The 25,570-nt window shown below is 61.9% G+C and carries 23 protein-coding genes; 15 read left to right on the top strand and 8 right to left on the bottom strand.

Features of this window, described 5'->3' with window-relative positions; translation table 11 throughout:
- Nucleotides 1-39 precede the first annotated feature (39 nt).
- Both recG and AACX99_RS01735 read right to left on the bottom strand, forming a co-directional pair.
- Nucleotides 40-2,115 (bottom strand): ATP-dependent DNA helicase RecG, encoded by a 2,076-nt coding sequence (gene recG / locus AACX99_RS01740; protein WP_339409113.1) that lies wholly within the window; start codon nt 2,113-2,115, stop codon nt 40-42.
- A gap of 8 nt (nt 2,116-2,123) precedes the next feature.
- Complete coding sequence (locus AACX99_RS01735; protein ID WP_339409112.1) at nt 2,124-3,050, bottom strand: hydrogen peroxide-inducible genes activator; 927 nt, start codon at nt 3,048-3,050, stop codon at nt 2,124-2,126.
- 260 nt (nt 3,051-3,310) lie between these two features.
- Between AACX99_RS01735 and AACX99_RS01730 the strand changes: the two genes are divergently transcribed.
- The 14 genes from AACX99_RS01730 (at nt 3,311) to AACX99_RS01665 (ending at nt 19,285) form a co-directional block, all read left to right on the top strand.
- A complete protein-coding gene (locus tag AACX99_RS01730; RefSeq protein ID WP_339409111.1) occupies nt 3,311-3,724 on the top strand; it encodes an NADH-quinone oxidoreductase subunit A in 414 nt (137 codons plus the stop codon).
- 10 nt (nt 3,725-3,734) lie between these two features.
- Nucleotides 3,735-4,412: a NuoB/complex I 20 kDa subunit family protein gene (locus AACX99_RS01725; RefSeq protein WP_170048687.1), complete on the top strand. Its 678-nt coding sequence runs from the start codon at nt 3,735-3,737 to the stop codon at nt 4,410-4,412.
- A gap of 56 nt (nt 4,413-4,468) precedes the next feature.
- On the top strand, nt 4,469-6,250 hold the full coding sequence (gene nuoC / locus AACX99_RS01720; protein ID WP_339409110.1) for an NADH-quinone oxidoreductase subunit C/D: 1,782 nt from the start codon (nt 4,469-4,471) through the stop codon (nt 6,248-6,250).
- 2 nt (nt 6,251-6,252) lie between these two features.
- Nucleotides 6,253-6,747 carry an NADH-quinone oxidoreductase subunit NuoE gene (gene nuoE / locus AACX99_RS01715; protein ID WP_445261823.1) on the top strand — a complete coding sequence of 165 codons (495 nt, stop codon included), beginning with the start codon at nt 6,253-6,255 and terminating at the stop codon, nt 6,745-6,747.
- Between the two features lie 5 nt (nt 6,748-6,752).
- Nucleotides 6,753-8,126 (top strand): NADH-quinone oxidoreductase subunit NuoF, encoded by a 1,374-nt coding sequence (nuoF, locus tag AACX99_RS01710; protein WP_339409649.1) that lies wholly within the window; start codon nt 6,753-6,755, stop codon nt 8,124-8,126.
- A gap of 147 nt (nt 8,127-8,273) precedes the next feature.
- Nucleotides 8,274-10,994 (top strand): NADH-quinone oxidoreductase subunit NuoG, encoded by a 2,721-nt coding sequence (nuoG, locus tag AACX99_RS01705; protein WP_339409109.1) that lies wholly within the window; start codon nt 8,274-8,276, stop codon nt 10,992-10,994.
- Nucleotides 10,991-11,983, top strand: coding sequence for an NADH-quinone oxidoreductase subunit NuoH (gene nuoH, locus AACX99_RS01700; RefSeq protein ID WP_275960207.1), 993 nt, complete (start codon nt 10,991-10,993; stop codon nt 11,981-11,983). Before nuoG ends, nuoH begins: the two co-directional genes overlap by 4 nt.
- 13 nt (nt 11,984-11,996) lie before the next feature.
- On the top strand, nt 11,997-12,545 hold the full coding sequence (gene nuoI / locus AACX99_RS01695; protein WP_160086025.1) for an NADH-quinone oxidoreductase subunit NuoI: 549 nt from the start codon (nt 11,997-11,999) through the stop codon (nt 12,543-12,545).
- Nucleotides 12,546-12,707: 162 nt separating this feature from the next.
- Entirely contained in the window at nt 12,708-13,217 is a 510-nt protein-coding gene (gene nuoJ / locus AACX99_RS01690) for an NADH-quinone oxidoreductase subunit J (RefSeq protein ID WP_090250589.1), read from the top strand.
- Complete coding sequence (gene nuoK, locus AACX99_RS01685; protein WP_090250586.1) at nt 13,214-13,522, top strand: NADH-quinone oxidoreductase subunit NuoK; 309 nt, start codon at nt 13,214-13,216, stop codon at nt 13,520-13,522. Before nuoJ ends, nuoK begins: the two co-directional genes overlap by 4 nt.
- On the top strand, nt 13,519-15,369 hold the full coding sequence (gene nuoL / locus AACX99_RS01680) for an NADH-quinone oxidoreductase subunit L (protein WP_339409108.1): 1,851 nt from the start codon (nt 13,519-13,521) through the stop codon (nt 15,367-15,369). The genes nuoK and nuoL overlap by 4 nt, the downstream gene beginning before the upstream one ends.
- 15 nt (nt 15,370-15,384) lie before the next feature.
- Entirely contained in the window at nt 15,385-16,914 is a 1,530-nt protein-coding gene (gene nuoM, locus AACX99_RS01675) for an NADH-quinone oxidoreductase subunit M (RefSeq protein ID WP_339409107.1), read from the top strand.
- 19 nt (nt 16,915-16,933) lie between these two features.
- Nucleotides 16,934-18,409 carry an NADH-quinone oxidoreductase subunit NuoN gene (gene nuoN / locus AACX99_RS01670; protein WP_339409106.1) on the top strand — a complete coding sequence of 492 codons (1,476 nt, stop codon included), beginning with the start codon at nt 16,934-16,936 and terminating at the stop codon, nt 18,407-18,409.
- Nucleotides 18,410-18,433: 24 nt separating this feature from the next.
- Complete coding sequence (locus AACX99_RS01665) at nt 18,434-19,285, top strand: SDR family oxidoreductase (RefSeq protein ID WP_339409105.1); 852 nt, start codon at nt 18,434-18,436, stop codon at nt 19,283-19,285.
- A gap of 13 nt (nt 19,286-19,298) precedes the next feature.
- Here AACX99_RS01665 and AACX99_RS01660 read toward each other — a convergent pair whose 3' ends face one another.
- From AACX99_RS01660 to AACX99_RS01635, 6 genes are all read right to left on the bottom strand, one after another.
- Nucleotides 19,299-20,033, bottom strand: a complete 735-nt coding sequence (locus tag AACX99_RS01660) for a hypothetical protein (protein ID WP_339409104.1) — start codon at nt 20,031-20,033, stop codon at nt 19,299-19,301.
- Between the two features lie 48 nt (nt 20,034-20,081).
- A complete protein-coding gene (locus AACX99_RS01655) occupies nt 20,082-20,462 on the bottom strand; it encodes a RidA family protein (RefSeq protein WP_090250570.1) in 381 nt (126 codons plus the stop codon).
- Nucleotides 20,463-20,609: 147 nt separating this feature from the next.
- Nucleotides 20,610-22,718, bottom strand: coding sequence for a bifunctional GTP diphosphokinase/guanosine-3',5'-bis pyrophosphate 3'-pyrophosphohydrolase (gene spoT, locus AACX99_RS01650; protein WP_339409103.1), 2,109 nt, complete (start codon nt 22,716-22,718; stop codon nt 20,610-20,612).
- Nucleotides 22,719-22,778: 60 nt separating this feature from the next.
- On the bottom strand, nt 22,779-23,042 hold the full coding sequence (gene rpoZ / locus AACX99_RS01645; protein ID WP_090250565.1) for a DNA-directed RNA polymerase subunit omega: 264 nt from the start codon (nt 23,040-23,042) through the stop codon (nt 22,779-22,781).
- A 115-nt stretch (nt 23,043-23,157) separates the two neighbouring features.
- Nucleotides 23,158-23,778 (bottom strand): guanylate kinase, encoded by a 621-nt coding sequence (gene gmk, locus AACX99_RS01640; protein WP_090250563.1) that lies wholly within the window; start codon nt 23,776-23,778, stop codon nt 23,158-23,160.
- Between the two features lie 49 nt (nt 23,779-23,827).
- Nucleotides 23,828-24,691: a YicC/YloC family endoribonuclease gene (locus tag AACX99_RS01635; RefSeq protein WP_339409102.1), complete on the bottom strand. Its 864-nt coding sequence runs from the start codon at nt 24,689-24,691 to the stop codon at nt 23,828-23,830.
- 142 nt (nt 24,692-24,833) lie between these two features.
- On the opposite strand from AACX99_RS01635, the gene rph reads away from it, so the two are divergent.
- Entirely contained in the window at nt 24,834-25,556 is a 723-nt protein-coding gene (gene rph, locus AACX99_RS01630; protein ID WP_090379746.1) for a ribonuclease PH, read from the top strand.
- The last annotated feature ends 14 nt before the right edge of the window (nt 25,557-25,570 follow it).

Here is a 25,570-nt window from a genome sequence, read left to right as displayed (position 1 = left end):
GAAAGTGCGGCACAGGCGACGGTTGCCATGTGCGCTGCTTCACACTTGCCCGTATTGTTGGCCATGCCGCAGCCAGCGTTCAAGTAACGGGCTGACATGCTGCGGCCAGTGTTCCAGCAGCGCTTGCGCGGCGTCGCGTACTGCAGGTAGCAGGTCGGCATCGCGCATCAGATCGGCCACCTTGAATTGCAGCAGGCCGGTCTGGCGGGTGCCGAGCATCTCGCCGGGGCCGCGCAGTTCCAGGTCCTTTTCGGCGATAACGAAACCATCGCAGGTCTCGCGCATGATTGTCAGGCGTTCGCGACCCAGCTGCGACAACGGCGGGTGATAGAGCAGCAGGCAATGGCTGGCCGCGCTGCCGCGACCGACCCGGCCGCGCAGTTGGTGCAGCTGGGCCAGGCCCAGGCGTTCCGGGTTCTCGATGATCATCAGGCTGGCATTGGGCACATCGACGCCGACTTCGATCACCGTGGTGGCCACCAGCAGTTGCAGCTGGCCCTGTTTGAACTGGTCCATCACCGCGGCCTTTTCTGCCGGTTTCATGCGCCCGTGAATCAGCCCGACATTCAGCCCGCCGAGCGCCGCCGATAAATCCTCGAAGGTGGTTTCCGCGGCCTGGCAGGTCAGCTCTTCGGATTCCTCGATCAGCGTGCAGACCCAGTAGGCCTGCCGCCCTTCATTGCAGGCCAGGCGCACGCGCTCGACCACTTCCAGGCGGCGGCTGTCGGCGATCACAAGGGTATTCACCGGCGTACGACCAGGTGGCAGTTCGTCGAGGATCGAGGTGTCGAGATCGGCGTAGGCGCTCATCGCCAGGGTTCGCGGGATTGGCGTGGCGGTCATGATCAGCTGATGCGGACACATGCGCCCGCCGATGCCTTTCTGCCGCAGGGCCAGACGCTGCTGCACGCCGAAGCGGTGCTGCTCATCGATGATCACCAAGGCGAGCTTGGCAAAGCGCACTTCATCCTGAAACAGCGCGTGGGTGCCAACCACCATGGGCGCGCCGGCGGCGATCTGCTCCAGAGCGCTGGCGCGGGCTTTGCCCTTGAGCTTGCCGGCTAGCCAGGCGACTTCCAGGCCCAGCGGCGCCAGCCATTTGCTGAAGTTGATGAAATGCTGTTCGGCAAGAATCTCGGTCGGCGCCATCAGTGCCACCTGATAACCGGCTTCCAGCGCCTGCAGCGCGGCAAAGGCGGCGACCACGGTCTTGCCGGCGCCCACATCGCCCTGCACCAGGCGCAGCATCGGTTCGCTCTGGCTGAGGTCGTAGGCGATTTCCGCGCCAACTCGCTGTTGCGCGCCGGTGGGGGTAAAGCCCAGGTTGGCCAAATATTGCTGCGGCAGGCTTTGCGCCAGGGGCAGCGCCGGAGCCTGCTGCGCGCGTACGCTTTCGCGCAAGCGTTGCAAGGAGAGTTGGTGGGTCAGCAGTTCCTCGAAGGCCAGACGGTGCTGGGCCCAGTGGCGACCTTCGGCGAGTTCTTCCAGGTCAGCATCCGGCGGCGGTCGATGCAGGTAACGGATGGCTTGGTCGAGCGGGCTGAGTTGGTAATCGTCAGCCAGTTCTCGCGGTAGCCAATCTGGCAGGCTGTGCGGACCCAGGCGTGCCAGGGCCTGCTCGCTGAGCTGACGCAAGCGTTGCTGGGTCAGGCCTTCGGTCGTCGGGTAGATCGGCGTCAGGGTCTGTTCCACGGCAATTGGCTCGCTGCCGGATAGCGCACGGTATTCCGGGTGGTAGATTTCCAGGCCCGATGAGCCAGGGCGCACTTCGCCGTAGCAGCGCACCTGAGTGCCACGTTTGAGGCCTTCTTTCTGCGCCTGGCTGAAATGGTAGAAGCGTAAGGATAGGGTGCCGCTGCCGTCCTGCAGGCGTACCAACAGGCTGCGGCGGCGGCCCATGACCACATCGGCACCAGCGACTATGCCTTCAACCACCGCGTCCTGGCCGGGGCGCAGCGCGCCAATCGGCACGATGCGGGTGCGATCCTGATAGCGCAGCGGCAGGTGGAACAACACGTCCTGCAAGGTTTCCAGGCCGACCTTGGCGAGTTTTTCGGCCAGGGCCGCCCCCACGCCTTTCAGCGCGGTGACAGAAACCGCAGCCAATTCGGTCATGGCCTGTCTTAGCTGCTCTTGGGCAGTGGTTTGGCCACCGAGCACAGGCGGATCGAGTCGGTCAGTACTTCGATGGCGTTCGGCCGTGGGAAGCTGGCGCGCCAGGCGATGGCCACGGTGCGGAACGGCGCGGGCGCGCTCAGCGGGCGCACTTCGATCACGCCAGGGGCGTAGTGGTGGCTGTCGACGGCAGAGAACGGCAGGATCGATACGCCGAGGCCCGAGGCGACCATATGGCGAATGGTTTCCAGCGAGCTGGATTCCACCGTGGTGTGCTTGGCGCTGTCTTCGCCGCCCTTGCGCAGGGTCGGGCAGGCTTCCAGCACCTGATCGCGGAAGCAGTGGCCTTCGCCGAGCAGCAGCAGGCTCTTGTCATTCAGCAGCTTGCTGTCGATGGTTTTCATCGCGGCCCAGGGGTGGCCGGCGGGAAGCAGGGCGTAGAACGGCTCGTCGTACAGCGGCTTGGTCAGCACGTCAGCTTCATGGAACGGCAGGGCGATGATGATCGCGTCCAGCTCGCCATTGCGCAGTTTGTCGCGCAGCACGTGAGTAAAGTTCTCTTCGATATACAGCGGCATCTGCGGCGCGACGCGGTGCAGTTGCGGAATCAGGTGGGGGAACAGATAAGGGCCGACGGTGTAGATCGCGCCGATCTTCAGCGGCGCGGCCATCTGGTTCTTGCCGGCTTGGGCCAGCTCGCGGATGCCCTGGGCCTGCTCCAGCACTTTCTGCGCCTGGGTGACGATGCCTTCACCGACCGGGGTCAGGCGTACTGCGCTCTTGCTGCGTTCGAAGATCAGCACACCCAGCTCATCTTCGAGTTTCTTCACCCCCACCGACAGCGTCGGCTGGCTGACATGACAACGCTCGGCGGCGCGGCCGAAGTGCTGTTCCTGAGCGAGGGTGACTATGTAGCGCAGTTCGGTGAGGGTCATAGTCTTTATCCATTGAGATGCAGCCAAGCATAGCGGCTGTATTCAATGGAACCAACTGTTGATACCGCTCTGCAGCGCTGGCTCAAGCCGCAAAACGGTTTTGGCGATTGGTTACGCGTTTATGTCGCTTTGTGAACATAAAATAATTGGTTACTAATTCGTAGCACGCATAGAATTGCGACCATACTTGGCGGGCATCCTGTTTGGACTTGCGCGCAATAAAAATTATAGAAGCCGTTCCTTTATCAAGGAGTACCGGCATGCCTGATGCGGTAACGACCATATCCCATAACTGGGCTTTTGCTGTTTTTTTGCTTGGGGTCTGCGGCCTCATTGCGTTCATGCTTGGCCTGTCCAGCCTGCTGGGTAGCAAAGCCTGGGGGCGCAGCAAGAACGAGCCCTTCGAATCCGGCATGTTGCCCGTCGGCAGCGCGCGCCTGCGCCTGTCAGCCAAATTCTATCTGGTCGCGATGCTCTTCGTGATCTTCGACGTTGAAGCCCTCTTTCTCTTCGCTTGGGCAGTTTCGGTGCGCGAAAGCGGCTGGGCTGGGCTGATCGAAGCTACAGTCTTTATAGCAATTCTGTTGGCAGGTCTTGTCTACCTTTGGCGGATCGGGGCGCTCGATTGGGCACCTCAGGGCCGTCGCGAGCGGCAGGCGAAGCTAAAACAATGAGGCTTTGGCGATGCACTACAAACTTACTCGGATCGATCCGGATGCGCCCAATGAGCGCTATCCGGTCGGCGAGCGGGAGACTGTTTCCGACCCGCTGCTAGACGATCAAGTCCACAAGAACATCTACATGGGCAAGCTCTCAGATGTTCTCAATGGTGCAGTGAACTGGGGGCGCAAGAACTCCCTGTGGCCGTACAACTTCGGCCTGTCCTGCTGCTATGTGGAAATGACCACCGCCTTTACTGCGCCGCATGACGTGGCTCGGTTTGGTGCGGAAGTGATCCGGGCCTCCCCACGCCAGGCGGACTTCATGGTCATCGCCGGCACCTGCTTTATCAAGATGGCTCCGGTCATCCAGCGCCTGTACGAGCAGATGCTGGAACCCAAGTGGGTGATCTCGATGGGCTCCTGCGCTAACTCTGGCGGCATGTACGACATCTACTCGGTGGTCCAGGGCGTCGACAAGTTTCTGCCGGTCGACGTCTATATTCCCGGGTGCCCGCCGCGTCCCGAGGCCTTTTTGCAAGGCTTGATGCTGCTGCAGGAATCCATCGGTCAGGAGCGTCGGCCGTTGTCCTGGGTGGTCGGTGATCAGGGTGTTTACCGTGCCGACATGCCTTCGCAGAAAGAGCAACGTCGCGAGCAGCGGATCGCCGTGACCAATCTGCGCAGCCCCGACGAAGTGTGAGCCTGGGCTCGCTTGAGCCCGCCTACTGACGCCGTTGACCGATAGCGACCGAGATCATGACTGCAGACAGCATTCTGTCCATACCGCCGTACAAGGCTGACGACCAAGATGTGGTCGTCGCACTGAATTCCCGTTTTGGCGCTGAAGCCTTTACCGCACAGAGCACCCGTACTGGCATGCCGGTGCTGTGGGTGGCTCGCGAGCGGCTGGTCGAAATCCTGACCTTCCTGCGCAACCTGCCGCGTCCCTACGTGATGCTGTATGACCTGCATGGCGTCGACGAGCGCCTGCGTACCCAGCGTCGCGGTCTGCCGGGTGCGGATTTCACTGTGTTCTATCACCTGATGTCGCTGGAGCGGAACAGCGACATCATGCTCAAGGTTGCCTTGAGCGAGCGCGACCTCAATGTGCCCAGCGTCACCAGCATCTGGCCCAATGCCAACTGGTATGAGCGCGAAGTCTGGGACCTCTACGGCATTCACTTCAGTGGCCACCCGCACCTGACGCGGATCATGATGCCGCCGACCTGGGAAGGTCACCCGCTGCGCAAGGATTACCCGGCGCGCGCCACCGAGTTCGATCCGTTCAGCCTGACCCTGGCCAAACAGCAGCTGGAAGAAGAAGCCGCGCGCTTCAAGCCGGAAGACTGGGGTATGAAGCGCGGCAGCGAGCATGAGGACTATATGTTCCTCAACCTCGGCCCCAATCATCCGTCGGCCCACGGTGCGTTCCGCATCATCCTGCAGCTCGACGGTGAAGAGATAGTCGATTGCGTGCCCGAAGTCGGTTACCACCACCGTGGTGCCGAGAAGATGGCCGAACGGCAGAGCTGGCACAGCTTTATTCCTTACACCGACCGCATTGATTACCTCGGTGGGGTGATGAACAACCTGCCGTACGTGCTGGCCGTGGAAAAGCTCGCGGGCATCACCGTGCCGCAACGGGTCGACGTGATTCGCATCATGCTGGCCGAATTCTTCCGCATCACCAGCCACCTGCTGTTCCTGGGTACCTATATTCAGGACGTCGGTGCGATGACGCCGGTGTTCTTTACCTTCACTGACCGTCAGCGCGCCTACAAGGTGATTGAAGCCATCACCGGCTTCCGTCTGCACCCGGCCTGGTACCGCATCGGTGGTGTCGCCCATGACCTGCCGCGTGGCTGGGACAAGCTGGTTAAAGAATTCGTCGACTGGCTGCCCAAGCGCCTCGACGAGTACGAGAAAGCCGCGCTGAAGAACAGCATTCTCAAGGCGCGCACCATTGGCGTGGCCCAGTACAACACCAATGAAGCGCTGGAGTGGGGCACCACAGGTGCCGGCCTGCGCGCCACCGGCTGCGATTTTGACCTGCGTAAGGCGCGGCCGTATTCCGGCTACGAAAACTTCGAGTTCGAAGTGCCGCTGGCCGCCAATGGCGATGCCTACGACCGCTGCATGGTGCGCGTTGAGGAGATGCGTCAGAGCATCAAGATCATCGATCAGTGCCTGCGCAATATGCCGGAAGGCCCGTACAAGGCCGACCATCCGCTGACCACGCCGCCGCCGAAAGAGCGCACGTTGCAGCATATCGAAACCCTTATTACGCACTTCCTACAAGTCTCATGGGGCCCGGTGATGCCAGCCGACGAGTCATTCCAGATGATCGAGGCGACCAAGGGCATCAACAGCTACTACCTGACCAGCGACGGCAGCACCATGAGCTACCGCACGCGGATTCGCACGCCGAGCTTCCCGCACCTGCAGCAGATCCCTTCGGTGATTCGCGGCAGCATGGTCGCTGACCTGATCGCGTACCTGGGTAGTATCGACTTCGTTATGGCTGACGTGGACCGCTGATTATGAATACGCTAATTCAGACTGATCGTTTCATCCTCAGCGAAGCCGAACATGCGGCCATCGAGCATGAGATGCACCACTACGAAGACCCGCGTGCGGCGTCGATCGAAGCGCTGAAACTCGTGCAGAAGGCCCGTGGCTGGGTGCCGGATGGCGCCGCCGATGCGATTGGCGAAATCCTCGGTATTCCCGCCAGCGACGTCGAAGGTGTGGCCACCTTCTATAGTCAGATTTTCCGTCAGCCGGTGGGCCGCCACATTATCCGGGTGTGCGACAGCATGACCTGCTATGTCGGTGGCCATGAGTCGGTCGTCGCTGAAATGCAGAAACAGCTCGGTATCGGCCTCGGCGAGACCACCGACGACAGCCGCTTTACCCTGCTGCCGGTGTGCTGTCTGGGCAACTGCGACAAGGCCCCGGCGCTGATGATCGACGACGACACCTTTGGCGACGTGCAACCTGGCGGCGTGGCTCAACTGCTGGAGGCCTACCAATGAGTGGTATGAAAACGCTGACCTCCATCGGCCCGGCCAACAAGATCGCCCGCAGCGAGGAAAGCCATCCGCTGACCTGGCGCCTGCGTGACGATGGCCAACCGGTGTGGCTGGAGGAGTACCAGCAGAAGAATGGCTACGCTGCTGCGCGTAAAGCGCTGAGCGAAATGGCCCAGGCCGATATCGTGCAAACGGTAAAAGATTCCGGCCTCAAGGGCCGTGGTGGTGCCGGCTTTCCCACCGGGGTGAAGTGGGGCCTGATGCCTGCCGACGAATCCATGAACATCCGCTACCTGCTGTGCAACGCGGACGAAATGGAACCGAACACCTGGAAGGACCGCATGTTGATGGAGCAGCTGCCGCACCTGCTGGTGGAAGGCATGCTGATTTCTGCCCGTGCGCTCAAGGCCTATCGCGGCTACATCTTCCTGCGCGGCGAATACGTCGATGCGGCGGCGAATCTGAATCGCGCTATCGAGGAAGCCAAGGCCGCCGGCCTGCTCGGCAAGAACATCCTCGGCAGCGGTTTCGATTTCGAGCTGTTCGTCCACACCGGTGCCGGGCGCTATATCTGCGGTGAAGAAACCGCACTGATCAACTCCCTCGAAGGTCGCCGCGCCAACCCGCGTGCCAAGCCGCCGTTCCCGGCTGCCGTCGGCGTATGGGGCAAGCCGACCTGCGTAAACAATGTGGAAACCCTATGCAACGTGCCGGCCATCGTCGGTAATGGCGTGGACTGGTACAAGAGCCTGGCCCGCCCGGAGAGTGAAGACCACGGCACCAAGCTGATGGGCTTCTCCGGCAAGGTGAAGAACCCTGGCCTGTGGGAGCTACCCTTCGGCGTAAGCGCTCGCGAGCTGTTCGAGGACTACGCCGGCGGCATGCGGGATGGCTACACCCTCAAGTGCTGGCAACCTGGCGGTGCTGGCACCGGCTTCCTGCTCCCCGAGCACCTGGATGCGCTGATGTATGCCGGCGGTATCGGCAAGGTCGGCACGCGCATGGGCACCGGCCTGGCGCTGGCGGTGGACGACAGCATCAGCATGGTCTCGCTGTTGCGCAATATGGAAGAGTTCTTCGCCCGCGAGTCCTGCGGCTGGTGTACGCCATGCCGCGATGGCCTGCCCTGGAGCGTGAAAATTCTGCGCGCCCTGGAGCGCAAGCAAGGCACGCAGCAGGACATCGACACGCTACTCGGTCTGGTCAACTTCCTTGGCCCGGGCAAAACCTTCTGTGCTCACGCACCGGGTGCGGTTGAGCCGTTGGGCAGTGCGATCAAGTATTTCCGTTCGGAGTTCGAGGCTGGCGTGGCCAGCTCGGCGGCTCCGGCAACGACGGGGCAATTCGTCCCCGCGCTAAAAATGGCAGGGAGCCATTTTTAACGTCGCGTAGCGACGGCCCGAAGGGTGGCCGCCATGGATGGCAGGCCATAAAAAATTGGCGCTCTGGCGGCCACTGACCTGGCCCCGCAGCACAACGTGATTCCATTAGCCAAGCCCGCTTCGGTGGGCAAAGAAGAAACCTGAACCATGGCCACTATCCACGTAGACGGCAAAGATTTCGAAGTCGATGGGGCGGACAACCTGCTGCAGGCCTGCTTGTCCCTCGGTCTCGATATCCCTTACTTCTGCTGGCACCCGGCGCTCGGTAGCGTCGGCGCCTGCCGCCAGTGCGCGGTCAAGCAGTACACCGATGAAAACGATACGCGCGGGCGCATCGTCATGTCGTGCATGACGCCGGCCACCGACAACACCTGGATCAGCATCGACGATGAAGAGTCCAAGGCGTTCCGCGCCAGCGTCGTCGAGTGGCTGATGACCAACCACCCGCACGACTGCCCGGTGTGCGAGGAGGGCGGCCATTGCCACCTGCAGGACATGACGGTGATGACTGGCCACAACCAGCGCCGTTATCGCTTCAGCAAACGCACCCACCAGAATCAGCAGCTCGGCCCGTTTATTGGGCATGAGATGAACCGCTGCATCGCCTGCTACCGCTGCGTGCGTTACTACAAGGACTACGCCGGCGGCACTGACCTGGGCGTGTATGGCGCGCACGACAACGTGTACTTCGGCCGGGTCGAAGACGGCGTGCTGGAAAGCGAGTTCTCCGGCAATCTGGTCGAGGTCTGCCCGACCGGTGTGTTCACCGACAAGACCCACTCCGAGCGCTACAACCGCAAGTGGGACATGCAGTTTGCCCCGAGCATCTGCCATGGCTGCGCCAGCGGCTGCAACACCAGCCCCGGCGAGCGCTACGGCGAACTGCGGCGCATCGAAAACCGCTTCAATGGCGATGTGAACCAGTATTTTCTCTGCGACCGTGGCCGTTTTGGCTACGGCTACGTCAACCGCACTGATCGCCCGCGTCAGCCGCTGCTGGTGAATAAAGACGGTGGCGAAAAGCTCGGCATCAATGCCGCGCTGGACAAGGCCGCCGAGCTGCTCAAGGGCAAACGCGTAATCGGTATCGGTTCGCCGCGCGCCAGCCTGGAAAGCAACTTCGCCCTGCGTGAGCTGGTCGGCGAGGCCAACTACTACTCCGGTATCGCTGCGGGCGAGCTGGAAAATATCCGCCTGATCCGCGACATCCTGCAGAACGGTCCGCTGCCGGTGCCGACCCTGCGTGAAGTCGAGCTGCACGACGCGGTGTTTATCCTCGGTGAAGACCTGACCCAGACCGCCGCACGCCTGGCCCTGGCCCTGCGTCAGGCGGTCAAGGGCAAAGCCACTGAAATCGCCGCCTCGATGAAGATTCAGGACTGGCACATGGCTGCCGTGCAGAACGTCGCTCAGGACGAACTGCATCCGCTATTTATCGCCAGCGTTACTGCCACGCGTCTGGATGACATCGCCGAAGCCTGCGTGCACGCCGCGCCGGCCGACCTGGCGCGTATCGGTTTCGCCGTGGCCCATGCCATCGACCCGAGCGCACCGGCGGTTAACGGCCTGGATGCGGATGTCGGTGAGCTGGTGCAGTTGATTGCCGAGGTGTTGCTAGAAGCCAAGCGTCCGCTGATCGTCTCTGGCGCCTCCTTGGGCGAGAAGGGCCTGATCGAAGCCGCAGCGAATATCGCCAGCGCCCTGAAGAATCGCGAAAAGAACGCCTCCATCAGCCTGGTGGTGCCGGAAGCCAACAGCATGGGCCTGGCGCTGCTGGGTGGCGAGTCTGTTGATGCTGCTCTGCAGGCGCTGACGTCCGGCCAGGCCGATGCCGTGATCGTGCTGGAAAACGATCTCTACCGTCGTGCCGACGCCGCCCAGGTCGATGCTGCACTGGCAGCGGCCAAGCTGGTGATCGTCGCCGACCATCAGCACACCGCTACCAGCGAAAAAGCCCATCTGCTGCTGCCGGTTGCCAGCTTCGCCGAAGGCGATGGCACCCTGGTCAGCTTCGAAGGCCGCGCCCAGCGCTTCTTCCAGGTGTTCGAGCCGAGCTACTACGACGCCAATATCCTGATTCGCGAAGGCTGGCGCTGGCTGCATGCGTTGCACAGCACGCTACAGGGCAAGCCGCTCGACTGGACTCAGCTAGATGCGGTGACCGCGGCCGTTGCTGCCAGCAACAGCTTGCTGGCCCGTATCGGCGAAGCGGCGCCAAACGCCACCTTCCGTATCAAGGGCCTCAAGCTGGCGCGTGAACCGCACCGTTACAGCGGTCGCACCGCAATGCGCGCTAATCTCAGTGTGCACGAGCCGCGTCAGCCGCAGGATCAGGATTCGGCCTTCACCTTCTCCATGGAAGGCTATTCCGGCAGCAAGGAAGATCGCCAGCAGATTCCATTCGCCTGGTCGCCGGGCTGGAACTCGCCGCAGGCCTGGAACAAGTTTCAGGACGAAGTCGGCGGCCATCTGCGTGCCGGCGACCCCGGTGTGCGTCTGCTGGAAGCCAAAGGCGCAGTGCTGCCGTGGTTCAGCGCACCGGCCGCCTTTAACCCGGCACCGGGCACCTTGCAGGCCGTGGCGCTGCATCACCTGTTTGGCAGTGAGGAAACCTCCGCCGGCGCCGCGCCGCTGCAAGAGCGCATTCCCGCACCTTACGCGCTGCTGGCCAAGGCCGAAGCAGAGCGTCTGGGGGTGAATGACGGCGCGCTGCTGAGTCTGGCAGTCGCCGGGCAGACCCTGCGCCTGCCGTTGCAGATCACCGAAGAGCTGGCCATTGGCGTCGTTGGTCTGCCAGTCGGTTTGACGGGTATGCCGGCGCTGATCGCAGGTAGCGTGGTCACCCGCATTGAGGAGGCCGCGCAATGAGTTGGCTGACCCCCGAAGTGCTGGACGTGCTGATCGCCGTACTCAAGGCCATCGTGATTCTGCTGGTGGTGGTGGTCTGCGGCGCGCTGCTGAGCTTTGTCGAACGGCGACTGCTGGGCTGGTGGCAGGACCGCTACGGCCCTAATCGGGTCGGGCCGTTCGGCATGTTTCAGATCGCAGCGGACATGATCAAGATGTTCTTCAAGGAGGACTGGACGCCGCCGTTCGCCGACAAGTTCATCTTTATCCTGGCTCCGATGATCGCCTTCGCCGCCATGTTGATGGCCTTTGCGATTATCCCGATCACGCCGAACTGGGGCGTGGCTGACCTGAATATCGGCATTCTGTTCTTCTTCGCCATGGCCGGGCTGTCGGTGTATGCCGTGCTGTTCGCTGGCTGGGCGAGTAACAACAAGTTTGCCCTGCTCGGCGCGCTGCGCGCCTCGGCGCAGACGGTGTCCTACGAGGTGTTTCTGGCGCTGGCGCTGATGGGCATCGTCGCCCAGGTTGGCTCGTTCAACATGCGCGACATCGTCGATTACCAGGCGGAAAACCTCTGGTTCATCATTCCGCAGTTCTTCGGCTTCTGTACCTTCTTTATCGCCGGCGTGGCGGTGACTCACCGTCATCCCTTCGACCAGCCGGAAGCGGAGCAGGAGCTGGCCGACGGTTACCACATCGAATATGCCGGGATGAAATGGGGCATGTTCTTCGTCGGCGAATACATCGGCATCATCACCATCTCGGCGCTGCTGGTAACCCTGTTCTTCGGCGGTTGGCACGGGCCGTTTGGCATCCTGCCGCAGATTCCGTTTTTCTGGTTCGCCCTGAAAACCTGCTTCTTCATCATGATCTTCATCCTGCTGCGCGCCTCGATTCCGCGGCCACGGTATGACCAGGTCATGGCCTTCAGCTGGAAGTTCTGCCTGCCGCTGACCCTGATCAACCTGCTGGTGACCGGCGCATTTGTGCTGGCCGCGGCCCAGTAAGGAGAACCACAGAATGTTCAAATACATACGGGATGTGGTGCACGGCACCTACACCCAACTGCGCAGCATGGTCATGGTTTTCAGCCATGGCTTTCGCAAGCGCGACACCCTGCAATACCCGGAAGAGGCGGTGTACCTGCCGCCACGCTATCGCGGGCGCATCGTGCTAACCCGCGACCCCGATGGCGAAGAGCGCTGCGTGGCCTGCAACCTGTGTGCTGTGGCCTGCCCGGTGGGCTGCATTTCGCTGCAGAAGGCGGAAACCCCGGATGGCCGCTGGTACCCGGATTTTTTCCGCATCAACTTCTCGCGCTGCATCTTCTGCGGCCTGTGCGAAGAAGCCTGTCCGACCACGGCGATCCAACTCACTCCAGATTTCGAGATGGGCGAGTTCAAGCGCCAGGACCTGGTGTACGAGAAAGAAGACCTGCTGATTAGCGGGCCGGGCAAGAACCCAGACTACAACTTCTACCGCGTCGCCGGTATGGCCATCGCCGGCAAGCCGAAAGGTGCCGCGCAGAATGAGGCCGAGCCCATCAACGTCAAAGGCCTGCTGCCCTAAGGAGCCTGTTTAATGCCTGCTGCGCTTGCTGATACTGCGTTGAAAACAGACTCGGAATGCTCATGTACAAAAGTACACTGCGCTTCCTCGCCTGTTTTCGCCTTGCCTCAGCTGCACTCGCGACGGCCTAAACAGACTCCTACGGAGATATAGAGGATCTATATGGAATTCGCTTTCTACCTCGCCGCCGGCGTTGCCGTGGCGGCCACATTCAGGGTGATCACCGCGAGCAATCCGGTGCACGCCCTGCTGTACCTGATTCTCTCGCTGCTGGCAGTGGCGATGACCTTCTTCGCCCTCGGCGCGCCGTTTGCTGGCGCGCTGGAGATCATCGTTTACGCCGGCGCGATCATGGTGCTGTTCGTGTTTGTGGTGATGATGCTCAACCTCGGCCCGGCGGCGGTCGAGCAGGAACGTCAGTGGCTGACGCCGGGTATCTGGACCGGCCCGGCGATTCTCTCGGCGTTGTTGCTGGGGCAATTGCTCTATGTGCTGTTTCAGTCGCCCAGTGGCGCGGCCCTTGGTTTGCAGACCATTGATGCCAAAGCGGTCGGTATCGCCCTGTACGGGCCATACCTGCTGGCGGTGGAGCTGGCTTCGATGCTGCTGCTCGCTGCGCTGGTCGCGGCCTATCACCTCGGCCGTCACGATGCCAAGGAGCCCACGGCATGAATGCGATTCCCCTGGAGCACGGCCTGGCGCTGGCCGGCGTGCTGTTCAGCCTCGGCCTGATCGGCCTGATGGTGCGGCGCAATATCCTCTTTGTGTTGATGAGCCTGGAAGTGATGATGAATGCCACCGCCCTGGCCTTTGTGGTGGCGGGCAGCCGTTGGGCCCAGCCTGACGGCCAGGTGATGTTTATTCTGGTGATCACCCTGGCGGCCGCCGAAGCCAGTATTGGCCTGGCGATCCTGTTGCAGCTGTATCGCCGCTTCAACACCCTCGATGTCGACGCTGCCAGCGAGATGCGCGGATGAACCTTCTATTCCTGACCTGTGTGTTTCCGCTGCTGGGCTGGTTCCTGCTGGCCTTCTCGCGTGGGCGTTTCTCCGAGAACCTCTCCGCGCTGATTGGCGTCGGTTCGGTCGGGCTGTCCGCGCTGACGGCGGCCTGGGTGATCGTGCAGTTCAACCTTAATCCGCCGGAAAACGGTGTGTTTACCCAGGTATTGTGGCAGTGGATGAGCGTGGCCGGTTTTGCGCCGAGCTTTACCCTGTACCTGGATGGCCTGTCACTGACCATGCTTGGCGTGGTTACCGGCGTGGGTTTCCTGATCCACCTGTTCGCCAGCTGGTACATGCGCGGTGAAGAGGGCTACTCGCGCTTCTTCGCCTACACCAACCTGTTTATCTTCAGCATGCTGCTGCTGGTGCTCGGCGATAACCTGTTGGTGCTGTACTTCGGCTGGGAAGGCGTAGGGCTGTGCTCCTACCTGCTGATCGGCTTCTACTTTAAGCACACGCCGAACGGCAATGCAGCGCTGAAGGCCTTTATCGTCACCCGTATCGGTGATGTGTTTATGGCCATCGGCCTGTTTATCCTGTTCCTCCACCTCGGCACCCTGAATATTCAGGAGCTGATGGTGCTGGCGCCGCAGAAGTACGTCGAAGGCGACAGCTGGCTGTGGATTGCTACGTTGATGCTGCTCGGCGGCGCAGTGGGTAAATCTGCCCAGCTGCCGCTGCAAACCTGGCTGGCCGATGCGATGGCCGGTCCGACCCCAGTTTCCGCACTGATCCACGCGGCGACCATGGTTACGGCCGGTGTCTACCTGATCGCCCGTACCCACGGCCTGTTCCTGCTGACCCCGGACGTCCTCGAGCTGGTCGGCATCGTCGGCGGCGTAACCCTGGTGCTGGCCGGCTTTGCCGCGCTGGTGCAGACCGACATCAAGCGCATCCTCGCCTACTCGACCATGAGCCAGATCGGCTACATGTTCCTCGCCTTGGGCGTTGGCGCCTGGGACGCGGCGATCTTCCACCTAATGACCCACGCCTTCTTCAAGGCCCTGCTGTTCCTCGCTTCGGGTGCGGTGATCAACGCCTGCCATCACGAGCAGAACATCTTCAAGATGGGCGGCCTGTGGAAGAAACTGCCGTTGGCTTACACCAGCTTTATCGTCGGTGGCGCGGCCTTGGCGGCGTTGCCGCTGATCACTGCCGGTTTTTACTCCAAGGATGAAATCCTCTGGGAAGCCTTCGCCAGTGGTCATCAGTGGCTGCTGTGCGCCGGCCTGGCGGGCGCCTTCCTAACCTCGATCTACACCTTCCGCCTGATCTTTATCGCCTTCCATGGCGAGCAGAAGACCGAAGCCCATGCCTGCCATGGCATCGCTCACTGGCTGCCGCTGGTAACGCTGATCGTGCTGTCGACCTTTATTGGTGCGCTGATCAGCCCACCGCTGGCGGGCGTGTTGCCGCAAAGCGTTGGTCATGCCGGTGGCGAGGCCAAGCACAGCCTGGAAATCGCCTCGGGGGCCATTGCGATCATCGGCATCGTTCTGGCGGCGTTGCTGTTTCTCGGCAAGCGCAGCTTCGCCACGGCGGTGGCGCAGAGCGCGCCGGGGCGCTTCCTCTCGGCCTGGTGGTTCGCCGCCTGGGGCTTCGATTGGCTCTACGACAAGCTGTTTGTGCGACCTTACCTGTTGCTTTGCCGGTTGCTCGGGCATGACCCGATCGACCGCAGCATTGGCCTGATTCCGCGACTGGCGCGGGGCGGCAACGCCTTGCTGGCTCGCAGTGAGACCGGTCAGGTGCGCTGGTATGCCACGTCTATCGCCGGGGGCGCCGTACTGGTGCTCGGCCTGCTGCTGATTCTGAATTAAGGAAATCCAACCGTCATGATTCTGCCCTGGCTAATCCTGATCCCCTTTATCGGCGGCCTGCTGTGCTGGCAGTGCGAGCGTTTCGGCAACATTCTGCCGCGCTGGATCGCCCTGCTGACCATGGGCCTGCTGTTCGGTCTGGGCCTTTGGCTGTGGGCCACTGGCGACTTCAGCCTGGCCCCAGCTCCCGGCGCTGCGCCGCAGTGGGCGGCCGAGTTCCAAGTGCCGTGGATTGAGCGCTTCGGCATCAGCGTGCATCTGGCGCTGGACGGCCTATCGGTGCTGATGATCAGCCTCACCGGCCTGCTCGGTGTGTTGTCGGTGCTCTGTTCGTGGAACGAGATCCAGAACCGCGTCGGCTTCTTCCACCTCAACCTTATGTGGATTCTTGGCGGTGTGGTCGGCGTGTTCCTCGCCGTCGACCTGTTCCTGTTCTTTTTCTTCTGGGAAATGATGCTGGTGCCGATGTATTTCCTCATCGCGCTCTGGGGGCATAGCGGCAGCGACGGCAAGACGCGTATCACCGCCGCCACCAAGTTCTTTATCTTCACCCAGGCCAGCGGCCTGATCATGTTGCTGGCGATTCTCGGGCTGGTATTCGTGCACTTCGACCAGACCGGCGTGCTGACCTTTAACTATGCCGATCTGCTCACCACCAAGATGGCGGCTGGCACCGAGTACATTCTGATGCTCGGTTTCTTTATCGCCTTTGCGGTGAAGTTTCCGGTGGTGCCGTTTCATTCCTGGCTGCCCGATGCTCACGCCCAGGCACCAACCGCTGGCTCCGTGGACCTGGCCGGTATCCTGCTGAAAACCGCGGCCTACGGCCTGATGCGTTTCGCCCTGCCGTTGTTCCCCAACGCCTCGGCGGAGTTTGCGCCGATTGCCCAGTGGCTCGGTGTGTTCGCCATCATCTATGGCGCGCTGCTGTCGTTCGCGCAGACCGATATCAAGCGCCTGGTGGCCTATTCCAGCGTGTCGCACATGGGCTTCGTGCTGATCGCCATCTACTCGGCCAGCGAGATCGCCCTGCAGGGCGCGGTGGTGCAGATGCTCGCCCACGGCCTGTCCGCTGCGGCACTGTTTATCCTCTGCGGCCAGCTGTATGAGCGCCTGCACACCCGCGATATGCGCGAGATGGGCGGGATCTGGGCGCGTATGCCCTGGCTGCCGGCGATCAGCCTGTTCTTCGCTGCTGCGGCCCTGGGCTTGCCGGGCACCGGCAACTTCGTCGGCGAGTTCCTGATTCTGATCGGCAGCTTCCAGGGCGCGCCGTGGGTCACCGTACTGGCCGCCACTGGCCTGGTGTTTGGCTCGGTCTACTCGCTGATCATGATTCACCGTGCCTACTTTGGCCCGGCCAAGGCAGAAACCGCCTTGCCAGGCCTGAAGCTGCGCGAGCTGAGCATGGTGCTGGGCCTGGCTGTGCTGCTGATCCTGCTCGGCGTCTACCCGCAGCCGGTGCTCGACACCTCTGCCGCCAGCATGCAAGGCGTGCAGCAATGGCTGGGCGGTGCCTTAAATCAACTTGCCTCGGCCCGGTAGCCTTATGGAACATCACGCTGTGGAATTCACGACTCAACACTTTATCGCGCTGCTGCCGCTGCTGATCACCAGTGCCACGGTGGTGCTGGTGATGCTGGCCATCGCCTGGAAGCGCAACCACACGCTGACCTTCGGCCTTTCGGTGCTGGGCCTTAACCTGGCGCTGCTATCACTGTTGCCGGCTCTGGGCGTAACGCCCATCGAGGTCACGCCGCTGCTGTTGGTGGATAAATTCGCCTGCTACTACATGGCTCTGGTGCTGGCCGCGACGCTGGCCTGTGTGACGTTGACTCACGCCTACCTGGGCGGCGAGTCCGGCAAGGGTTACCCGGGCAACCGCGAAGAGTTGTACCTGCTGATGCTGCTGTCTGCCGCCGGTGGTCTGGTGCTGGTCAGCGCGCAGCATCTGGCTGGGCTGTTTATCGGCCTGGAACTGCTCTCGGTGCCGACCTACGGCATGATCGCCTACGCCTTTTTCAACAAGCGTTCGCTGGAAGCCGGCATCAAGTACATGGTGCTGTCCGCCGCCGGTTCGGCGTTTCTGCTGTTTGGCATGGCGCTGCTGTACGCCGAGTCGGGCAACCTGACCTTCGCCGGCATCGGTGCCAAGCTGGCCGCCGATGGCCTGCCGAGCATGCTCGCGCAGTTGGGTGTGGGCATGATGCTGATTGGCCTGTCCTTCAAGCTGTCGCTGGTGCCGTTCCATTTGTGGACGCCTGACGTTTACGAGGGCGCGCCGGCTCCGGTGGCAGCCTTCCTCGCCACGGCCAGCAAGGTCGCGGTATTTGCCGTGCTGCTGCGTCTGTATCAGATGTCGCCGGCCACCGCAGGCGGCTGGTTGAATGATCTGCTAACGCTGATCGCCATCGCCTCGATCATCTTCGGTAACCTGCTGGCGCTGCTGCAGAACAACCTCAAGCGTCTGCTCGGTTATTCCTCCATTGCCCACTTTGGCTACCTGCTGGTGGCGCTGATCGCCAGCAAGGGCTTGGCCGTGGAAGCGGTTGGCGTGTACCTGGCCACCTATGTGCTGACCAGCCTGGGTGCGTTCGGTGTAATCACCCTGATGTCGACGCCTTACAACGGCCGTGATGCCGATGCCCTCTACGAATACCGCGGGCTGTTCTGGCGCCGTCCGTACCTGACGGCGGTGCTCACCGTGATGATGCTGTCGCTGGCCGGCATTCCGCTGACAGCTGGGTTTATCGGCAAGTTCTACGTGGTCGCAGTGGGCGTGCAATCGCAACAGTGGTGGCTGCTCGCCGCCCTGGTTATCGGCAGCGCCATCGGCGTGTTCTATTACCTGCGGGTGATGGTCACCCTGTTTATGGTCGAGCCGAACCTGCGTCGTCACGATGCGCCGTTCAACTGGGCGCAGCGTGCTGGCGGCATGATGCTGCTGTTTGTCGCCGTGCTGGCGTTCTTCCTCGGTGTGTATCCACAGCCGCTATTGGAGCTGGTGCAACAGGCCAGCTTGGTGGCACTGTTGCCCTGATGAACAACCAGGGAATACGCAACGATGAGTAAGACACTGATGATCGCCGGCTGCGGCGATGTCGGCAGCCGCCTGGGTCAGCAGCTAAGCGCTGCAGGCTGGACGGTGTATGGCCTGCGCCGCAGCGTGGCACTGCTGCCACAGGGTATTCGCCCGGTTGCCGGTGATCTGCACGCCGATGCCTGCCCGGCTGCCTGGCCGAGCGAACCACTGGATTACCTGGTGTATTGCGCGGCCGCCACCGAACACGATGAGGCCGGCTACCGCGCTGCCTATGTCGATGGCCTGCGCCGCGTACTGGGCTGGCTGGCGCAACAGGGCCAACGGCCCAAGCGCCTGCTGTTTGTCTCCAGCAGCGGCGTGTATGGCCAACAGCTCGGCGAGTGGGTGGATGAAAATTCGCCTGCTGAGGCCGATAGCTACTCCGGGCGGATCATGCGCGAGGCCGAGCAGCTGGCCTTGCATAGCGGGCTGCCCGCCAGCCTGGTACGCCTAACCGGCATCTACGGTCCAGGCCGCGAATGGTTGCTCAAGCAGGTGCGCCAGGGTTATCGGGTAGTCAGCGAGCCGCCGCTGTATGGCAACCGCATTCATGTCGATGACGCGGCCGGGCTACTGGCCTATCTGCTACAGGCCGATGCCCGTGGTGTGGCGCTGGATGATTGCTATATCGGCGTTGACGATCAGCCTGCGCCGCTGCATGAGGTGGTGGGCTGGTTGCGCGAGCAGCTGGAGGTCAGCCATTGGTCCGAGCAGTCGACGGTACGCCGCTCCGGCAGCAAGCGTTGCAGCAACGCCCGCGCCCGCGCCCTGGGTTGGACGCCGTATTACGCGAGCTACCGCGAGGGTTACCGGGCGATTCTGGCGCAGTTGTAGCGTTCGCTTCGGCCTAACGTTTGACCAACAGCCAGCGCTGCTGGCCTTTGTAGTAGCTGGGCATTTCATCGATCTGTGAGCGGTTGAGCGCCTCGAAGACGCGCAGCTGATTGCCTTCGCGCTCGAACAGCCAGCTCTGCCCCTGGTCGCCCAGTTGCAGCCAGAGGCTGTCGAACTCGCCGCTCATTGCCGCGCAGTCACCTGCTAGACACAAGGCATAACGTTCGGCGCCTGGCAGGCCTTGCAGGCTGCCATCGGCCTGGAACAGCACCAGGCCGCCTTCGCCCAGACCCTCCTCGATCAACCAGGTGCCGCCCAGATAGGCGCTGTATAACGCCTGCTCGAAGCTGCTTCCCGCGGGCGCAAGCGGGCCTGGCGCGGTGGGTGCACGGACAAAGCGCTGCTCCGGCCAGGTATCGCTTTGCGTCTGGACCAGCTCATCGTCGCTGAGGCTCAGGGTTTCCTGAAAATCACCGTAGAAGTGCACGCGCAGCTGGCCGTCGGCCTGGCGCTCGAAGCTGCCCTCGCCGCGTTCGAAGCCATTGCTGAAGCTGGCCAGCTGGCGCGGGTTGTCGAGCTGCCATTCCAGGTTGGGACCGTAAGCCAGCAGGGCTTCGCGCAGGTTGCCGCTTTCGACGGCGGCGTCAATGGCCGCCTGGTTGATCCAGGTGCCGCTGGGCTCTTGCGGCGTGCTGGCGCAACCGCTGAGCAGGACGCCGGTGAGTAGGGCTACAAACAGGCAACGCATGCGGCGTCCTCAAGAGGGAAAGGGCGGGGCAGTGGCCCCGCCAGGGGCTTATTCGAGAACCAGAATAGCGTCCATTTCCACCTGCGAGCCGCGTGGCAGGGCGGCTACGCCGATGGCTGCGCGGGCCGGGTAGGGCTGCTCGAAGTAACGGCCCATGACTTCATTGACCTTGGCGAAATGCGACAGATCAGTGAGGAAGATGTTCAGCTTGACGATGTCCTTGAACGAGCCGCCAGCGGCTTCGGCCACGGCCTTGAGGTTCTCGAATACCTGCACGGTCTGGGCTTCGAAGCCTTCCACCAGTTCCATGGTTTTCGGGTCCAGTGGGATCTGCCCGGACATGTACACGGTGTTGCCTGCCTTGATCGCCTGGGAGTAGGTGCCGATTGCGGCTGGGGCCTTGTCGCTGGTGATAACGCTCTTGCTCATGGGAACTCCTGTAAAGCTGATGTGGAGGAACACTGCAGCGTGCACGGGCGCGCTGCCAGTTAGATTGCCTAGGTTGGGTGAAAGCCACTGCGGCTGTCAAAGTACAGCTGGTGGTTGATTGCGCTGTTCAATTCGGATGTTGGCGGATCAGGCGCGCGCGCGGGTGATGCGGATTACCCCGGTCAGGGCGCGTAGCTTCTTGATCACCCGGGCCAGGTGTACGCGGTCATGCACACTGACCACCAGCTGCACGACGCTGATGCGGCCGTCACGCTCGTCCATGCTGATCTTCTCGATATTGCCATCGGCGGCATTCACGCTGCCGGCCAGCAGGGCGATCAGGCCGCGCTGGTGTTCCAGTTCGATGCGTAATTCGACATTGAACTCGCCGACCACGTCCTTGGCCCAGGACAGCTGGATGCATTTTTCCGGGTTATGCCGAACCTCGCCGATATTGCGGCAGGTATCCAAGTGCACCACCATGCCTTTGCCGGCCGACAGATGGCCGACAATCGGGTCGCCCGGAATTGGTGTGCAGCACTTGGCGTAACTCAGCACCAGACCTTCGGTGCCGCGGATCGCCAACGGCCCTTCAGGGCTCGGCAGTTCTTCGCCACCTTCGCTGAGCAACCGGCGCGCCACCACATAAGCCATACGGTTGCCCAGGCCGATATCTTCCAGCAGGTCTTCGATCACCTCCTGATGGTATTCGGCGAGCACCGCCTGAACCCGCTCGGGCGAGAGCTTGTCGACGCGGCTGTCGAAGCCGGCCAGCACCTTGTTCAACAGGCGTTCGCCCAAACTGATGGATTCCGAGCGGCGCTGCAGTTTCAGCGCGTGGCGGATATGTGTGCGCGCCTTGCCAGTGACTACAAAACTCAGCCAGGCCGGGTTTGGCCGTGCGCCAGGGGCGGTGACGATTTCCACCGTCGAGCCACTTTCCAGGGCTTGCGACAGCGGCGCCAGGCGGCGGTTGATGCGGCAGGCGATGCAAGTGTTGCCGACGTCGGTGTGCACCGCGTAAGCGAAGTCGACCGCGGTGGAGCCTTTCGGCAGCTCCATGATGCGGCCCTTGGGCGTGAACACGTAGACCTCGTCGGGGAACAGGTCGATCTTCACGCTCTCGATAAATTCCAGCGAGTTGCCGGCGCGTTGCTGCATCTCCAGCACGCCCTTGACCCACTGGCGCGCGCGGGCATGGCTGCCTTTGGGCTGGTCTTCCTCGTTGGATTTGTATAGCCAGTGCGCGGCAATGCCGTTGTTGGCCAACTCTTCCATCTCGCGGGTGCGGATCTGGATCTCGATCGGTACGCCGTGCATGCCGAACAGCGTGGTGTGCAGCGACTGATAGCCGTTGGCCTTGGGTATCGCGATGTAATCCTTGAAGCGGCCGGGCAGGGGCTTATACAGGTTATGCACGGCGCCGAGCACGCGGTAGCAGGTGTCGACCTTGTCGACGACGATGCGGAAGGCGTAAACATCCATGATTTCGTTGAACGCCCGACGTTTGCCGCGCATCTTCTGGTAAATGCCGTATAGATGCTTCTCGCGGCCCATCACCTCGCCTTCCATGCCTTCACGGGCCAGGCAGTGGGTGATCGACTCTTCGATCTTGTTGACGATTTCCTTGCGGTTGCCCCGAGCACGCTTGACCGCTGTGCGGATGCGCTCGGAGCGCATCGGGTGCATGGCCTTGAAGCCCAGGTCTTCGAACTCGATGCGCATGCTGTGCATGCCCAGGCGGTTGGCAATCGGTGCGTAGATTTCCAGGGTTTCCTTGGCAATGCGTCGGCGTTTTTCGCCGGACAGCACTTCCAGGGTGCGCATGTTATGCAGGCGGTCGGCCAGCTTGACCAGAATCACGCGGATGTCGCGGGCCATCGCCATGGCCATTTTCTGGAAGTTCTCGGCCTGGGCCTCGGCCTTGGTCTCGAAGTTCATCTGGGTCAGTTTGCTGACCCCATCAACCAGTTCGGCCACGGATTCGCCGAACTGCGCGTCCAGGGCTTCCTTGGCGATACCGGTGTCTTCGATTACGTCATGTAGCATCGCGGCCATCAGGCTCTGATGGTCCATGTGCATGTCAGCCAGGATGCTCGCCACCGCTAAGGGATGGGTGACGTAAGCTTCGCCGCTGCGGCGGCGTTGACCGTCGTGGGCTTGTTCGGCGTAGAAGTAGGCGCGGCGAACCAGGTTGACCTGGTCGCCGTCGAGGTAGGTCGAAAGTCTGTCGGCGAGGGCGTCTATGCTCGGCATGGGTGTTCCCCTTGCCGACTCAGATGACCCTGCGCCTGACGACGTCGACCCGGCATAGGCTTACAGAGGCTCGTTAGCCTCTTCCTCGAATGCAGCAAACAGTGGTTCTTCTTCGACGATGTCGTCTTGGGCGATGACGTCGTAGCTCATCAGGCCAGCAGCGATTTCGCGCAGCGCGACCACGGTCGGCTTGTCATTTTCCCAAGCCAGCTTCGGCTCTTTGCCACCGGTAGCCAGTTGGCGCGAGCGCTTGGTGGCGAGCATGACCAGCTCAAAGCGGTTATCAACGTGATCCAGGCAATCTTCGACGGTAACGCGGGCCATGGTGTTCCTCGTAGCAAATGCGTAGTAGAGCTGGGCCCCAAATGGGCGAGCGGACTGGATAGTCTAAAAAATCACCAGCATTAAGGGAAGCGTTGATTTGCCGCAGCGCGATAAGTCAGACCAGTAACTCGCTGAGCAAACCGCTGTGGCGTTGCTGTTGTGGACCTTGCAGCAGCTGATTGGCGCGGAAAATCGCCTTCAGATCGCTCAAGGCGTGGGCGAAGTCATCGTTGATCAGCAGGTAGTCGTACTCAACGTAGTGGCTCATTTCGCTGACGGCTTCACGCATGCGGCGCTCGATGATCTCGCCGCTGTCCTGGCCGCGATTGGTCAGGCGGTGACGCAGCGCTTCCTGGGTCGGCGGCAGAATAAAGATGGATTTGGCTTCCGGCATCAGTCGACGGACCTGTTGCGCGCCTTGCCAGTCGATTTCCAGAATCAGGTCGAAACCGTCGCGCAGGGTCTGTTTGACCCATTCTTGCGAGGTGCCATAGAGGTTGCCGAAGACTTCCGCGTGTTCAAGAAATTCGGTCTTGTCGAGCATGGCGTGGAACTGCTCGCGGCTGACGAAGTGGTAGTTCACCCCATCCACCTCGCCCGGGCGCATGGCACGCGTGGTGTGCGACACGGACACGCGAATCTGCGCTTCGCTGTCAATCAGCGCCTTGACCAGGCTGGTCTTGCCCGCGCCGGACGGGGCGGAAATAATGTAGAGGGTGCCGGTGGTTATGCTCATGGATCAATCCTGGAACGCGTTGTTCGAAGAGTAGCAGTGGCTGTCTGGCTTACTCGATGTTCTGTACTTGTTCGCGCATCTGCTCGATCAGCACCTTGAGGTTGACCGCCGCCTGAGTACTGCGCGTATCGAAAGCCTTTGAGCCGAGGGTATTGGCTTCGCGGTTGAGTTCCTGCATCAGGAAGTCCAGACGCCGGCCGGCTTGGCCGCCGGTTTTCAATACGCGGCGCACTTCGCTGACGTGGGTGCTGAGGCGGTCCAGCTCTTCGGCGACATCACTTTTCTGCGCGAGTAGCACAAGCTCCTGCTCCAGGCGCTGCGGGTCCAGCTCGGCCTGCATCTCGGCGCAGCGGTCGAGAATTTTCTGGCGCTGCCCGGCAAGCATCAGCGGCACCAGTTCGCGCAGGGCAACTACTTGTTCGAGGATGCTGTCCAGGCGCTCATTGAGTAGTTTGGCCAGCTCGCTGCCTTCGCGTTCGCGGCTTTGTTTCAGTTCGCTCAGCGCTTGGCTGAACAACGCCAGGGCGCTTTGATTGAGTGTCTGCGGGTCGGCTGCGTCGGCCACCAGTACACCGGGCCAACCGAGCACTTCCAGCGGGTTGAGTGCGGCGGGCTGCTTGATCAAGCCAGCCACGCTTTCGGCGGCTGCGACCAGCTGTGCTGCGCGCTCCAGGTCGACTTGCAGGGCTTTGCCGGCATTGTCGTCACTGAAGCGCAGGGTGCATTCGACTTTACCGCGCGACAGGCCGTTGCGCAGCGCTTCGCGCACCGCGCCTTCGAGGTCGCGGAAGCTTTCCGGCAAGCGCAGATGGGGTTCCAGGTAGCGATGGTTGACCGAGCGCAGCTCCCAGCTCAGGGTGCCGCTGGCGCTCGCCTGCTCGGCGCGGGCGAAGGCAGTCATGCTGTGGATCATGGGGCGAACCTCGCGAAAAGTCGGAACTAAAGGCGCAGGATTGTAGCGCAGTGCGTCGGCCGCTCCCAATTCGGCACACCCACGACGGGCTTACGGCCCTATAATGCCGAGCAGATTTTTTATTCAGAGCAGGAATTCCTAGATGAAACGTCCTAGTGGCCGCGCCGCCGATCAGTTGCGCTCGATTCGCATCACCCGCAACTACACCAAGCATGCCGAGGGTTCGGTACTGGTGGAATTTGGCGATACCAAAGTGATTTGCACGGTCAGTGTCGAGTCGGGCGTTCCGCGCTTTCTCAAGGGTCAGGGCCAGGGTTGGTTGACTGCCGAATACGGCATGCTGCCGCGCGCCACCGGCGACCGTAACCAGCGTGAAGCCAGCCGTGGCAAGCAGGGCGGCCGTACCCTGGAAATCCAGCGCCTGATTGGCCGTTCGCTGCGCGCCGCGCTGGATATGTCTAAGCTGGGCGAGAACACCCTGTACGTTGACTGCGACGTGATCCAGGCTGACGGTGGTACCCGCACCGCATCTATCACCGGCGCCATGGTGGCGGTGATTGATGCGCTGAAAGTGATCAAGAAGCGTGGCGGCCTGAAAGGCGGCGATCCGCTCAAGCAGATGATAGCCGCCGTATCGGTGGGCATGTATCAGGGCGAGCCAGTGTTGGATCTGGATTATCTGGAAGACTCCGCCGCCGAAACCGATCTCAACGTGGTGATGACTAGCACTGGTGGCTTTATCGAAGTGCAGGGCACTGCCGAAGGTGCACCATTCCAGCCGGCTGAGCTGAATGCCATGCTGGCGTTGGCGCAGAAGGGCATGACCGAGCTGTTCGAGTTGCAGCAAGCGGCTCTGGCTGACTGATTGAGCTGTACTAC

This window comes from Pseudomonas sp. EA_35y_Pfl2_R5 (assembly GCF_963970805.1).
In the GTDB taxonomy this organism is placed as follows: domain Bacteria; phylum Pseudomonadota; class Gammaproteobacteria; order Pseudomonadales; family Pseudomonadaceae; genus Aquipseudomonas.
This window is presented reverse-complemented; position numbering and strand designations above follow the sequence as displayed.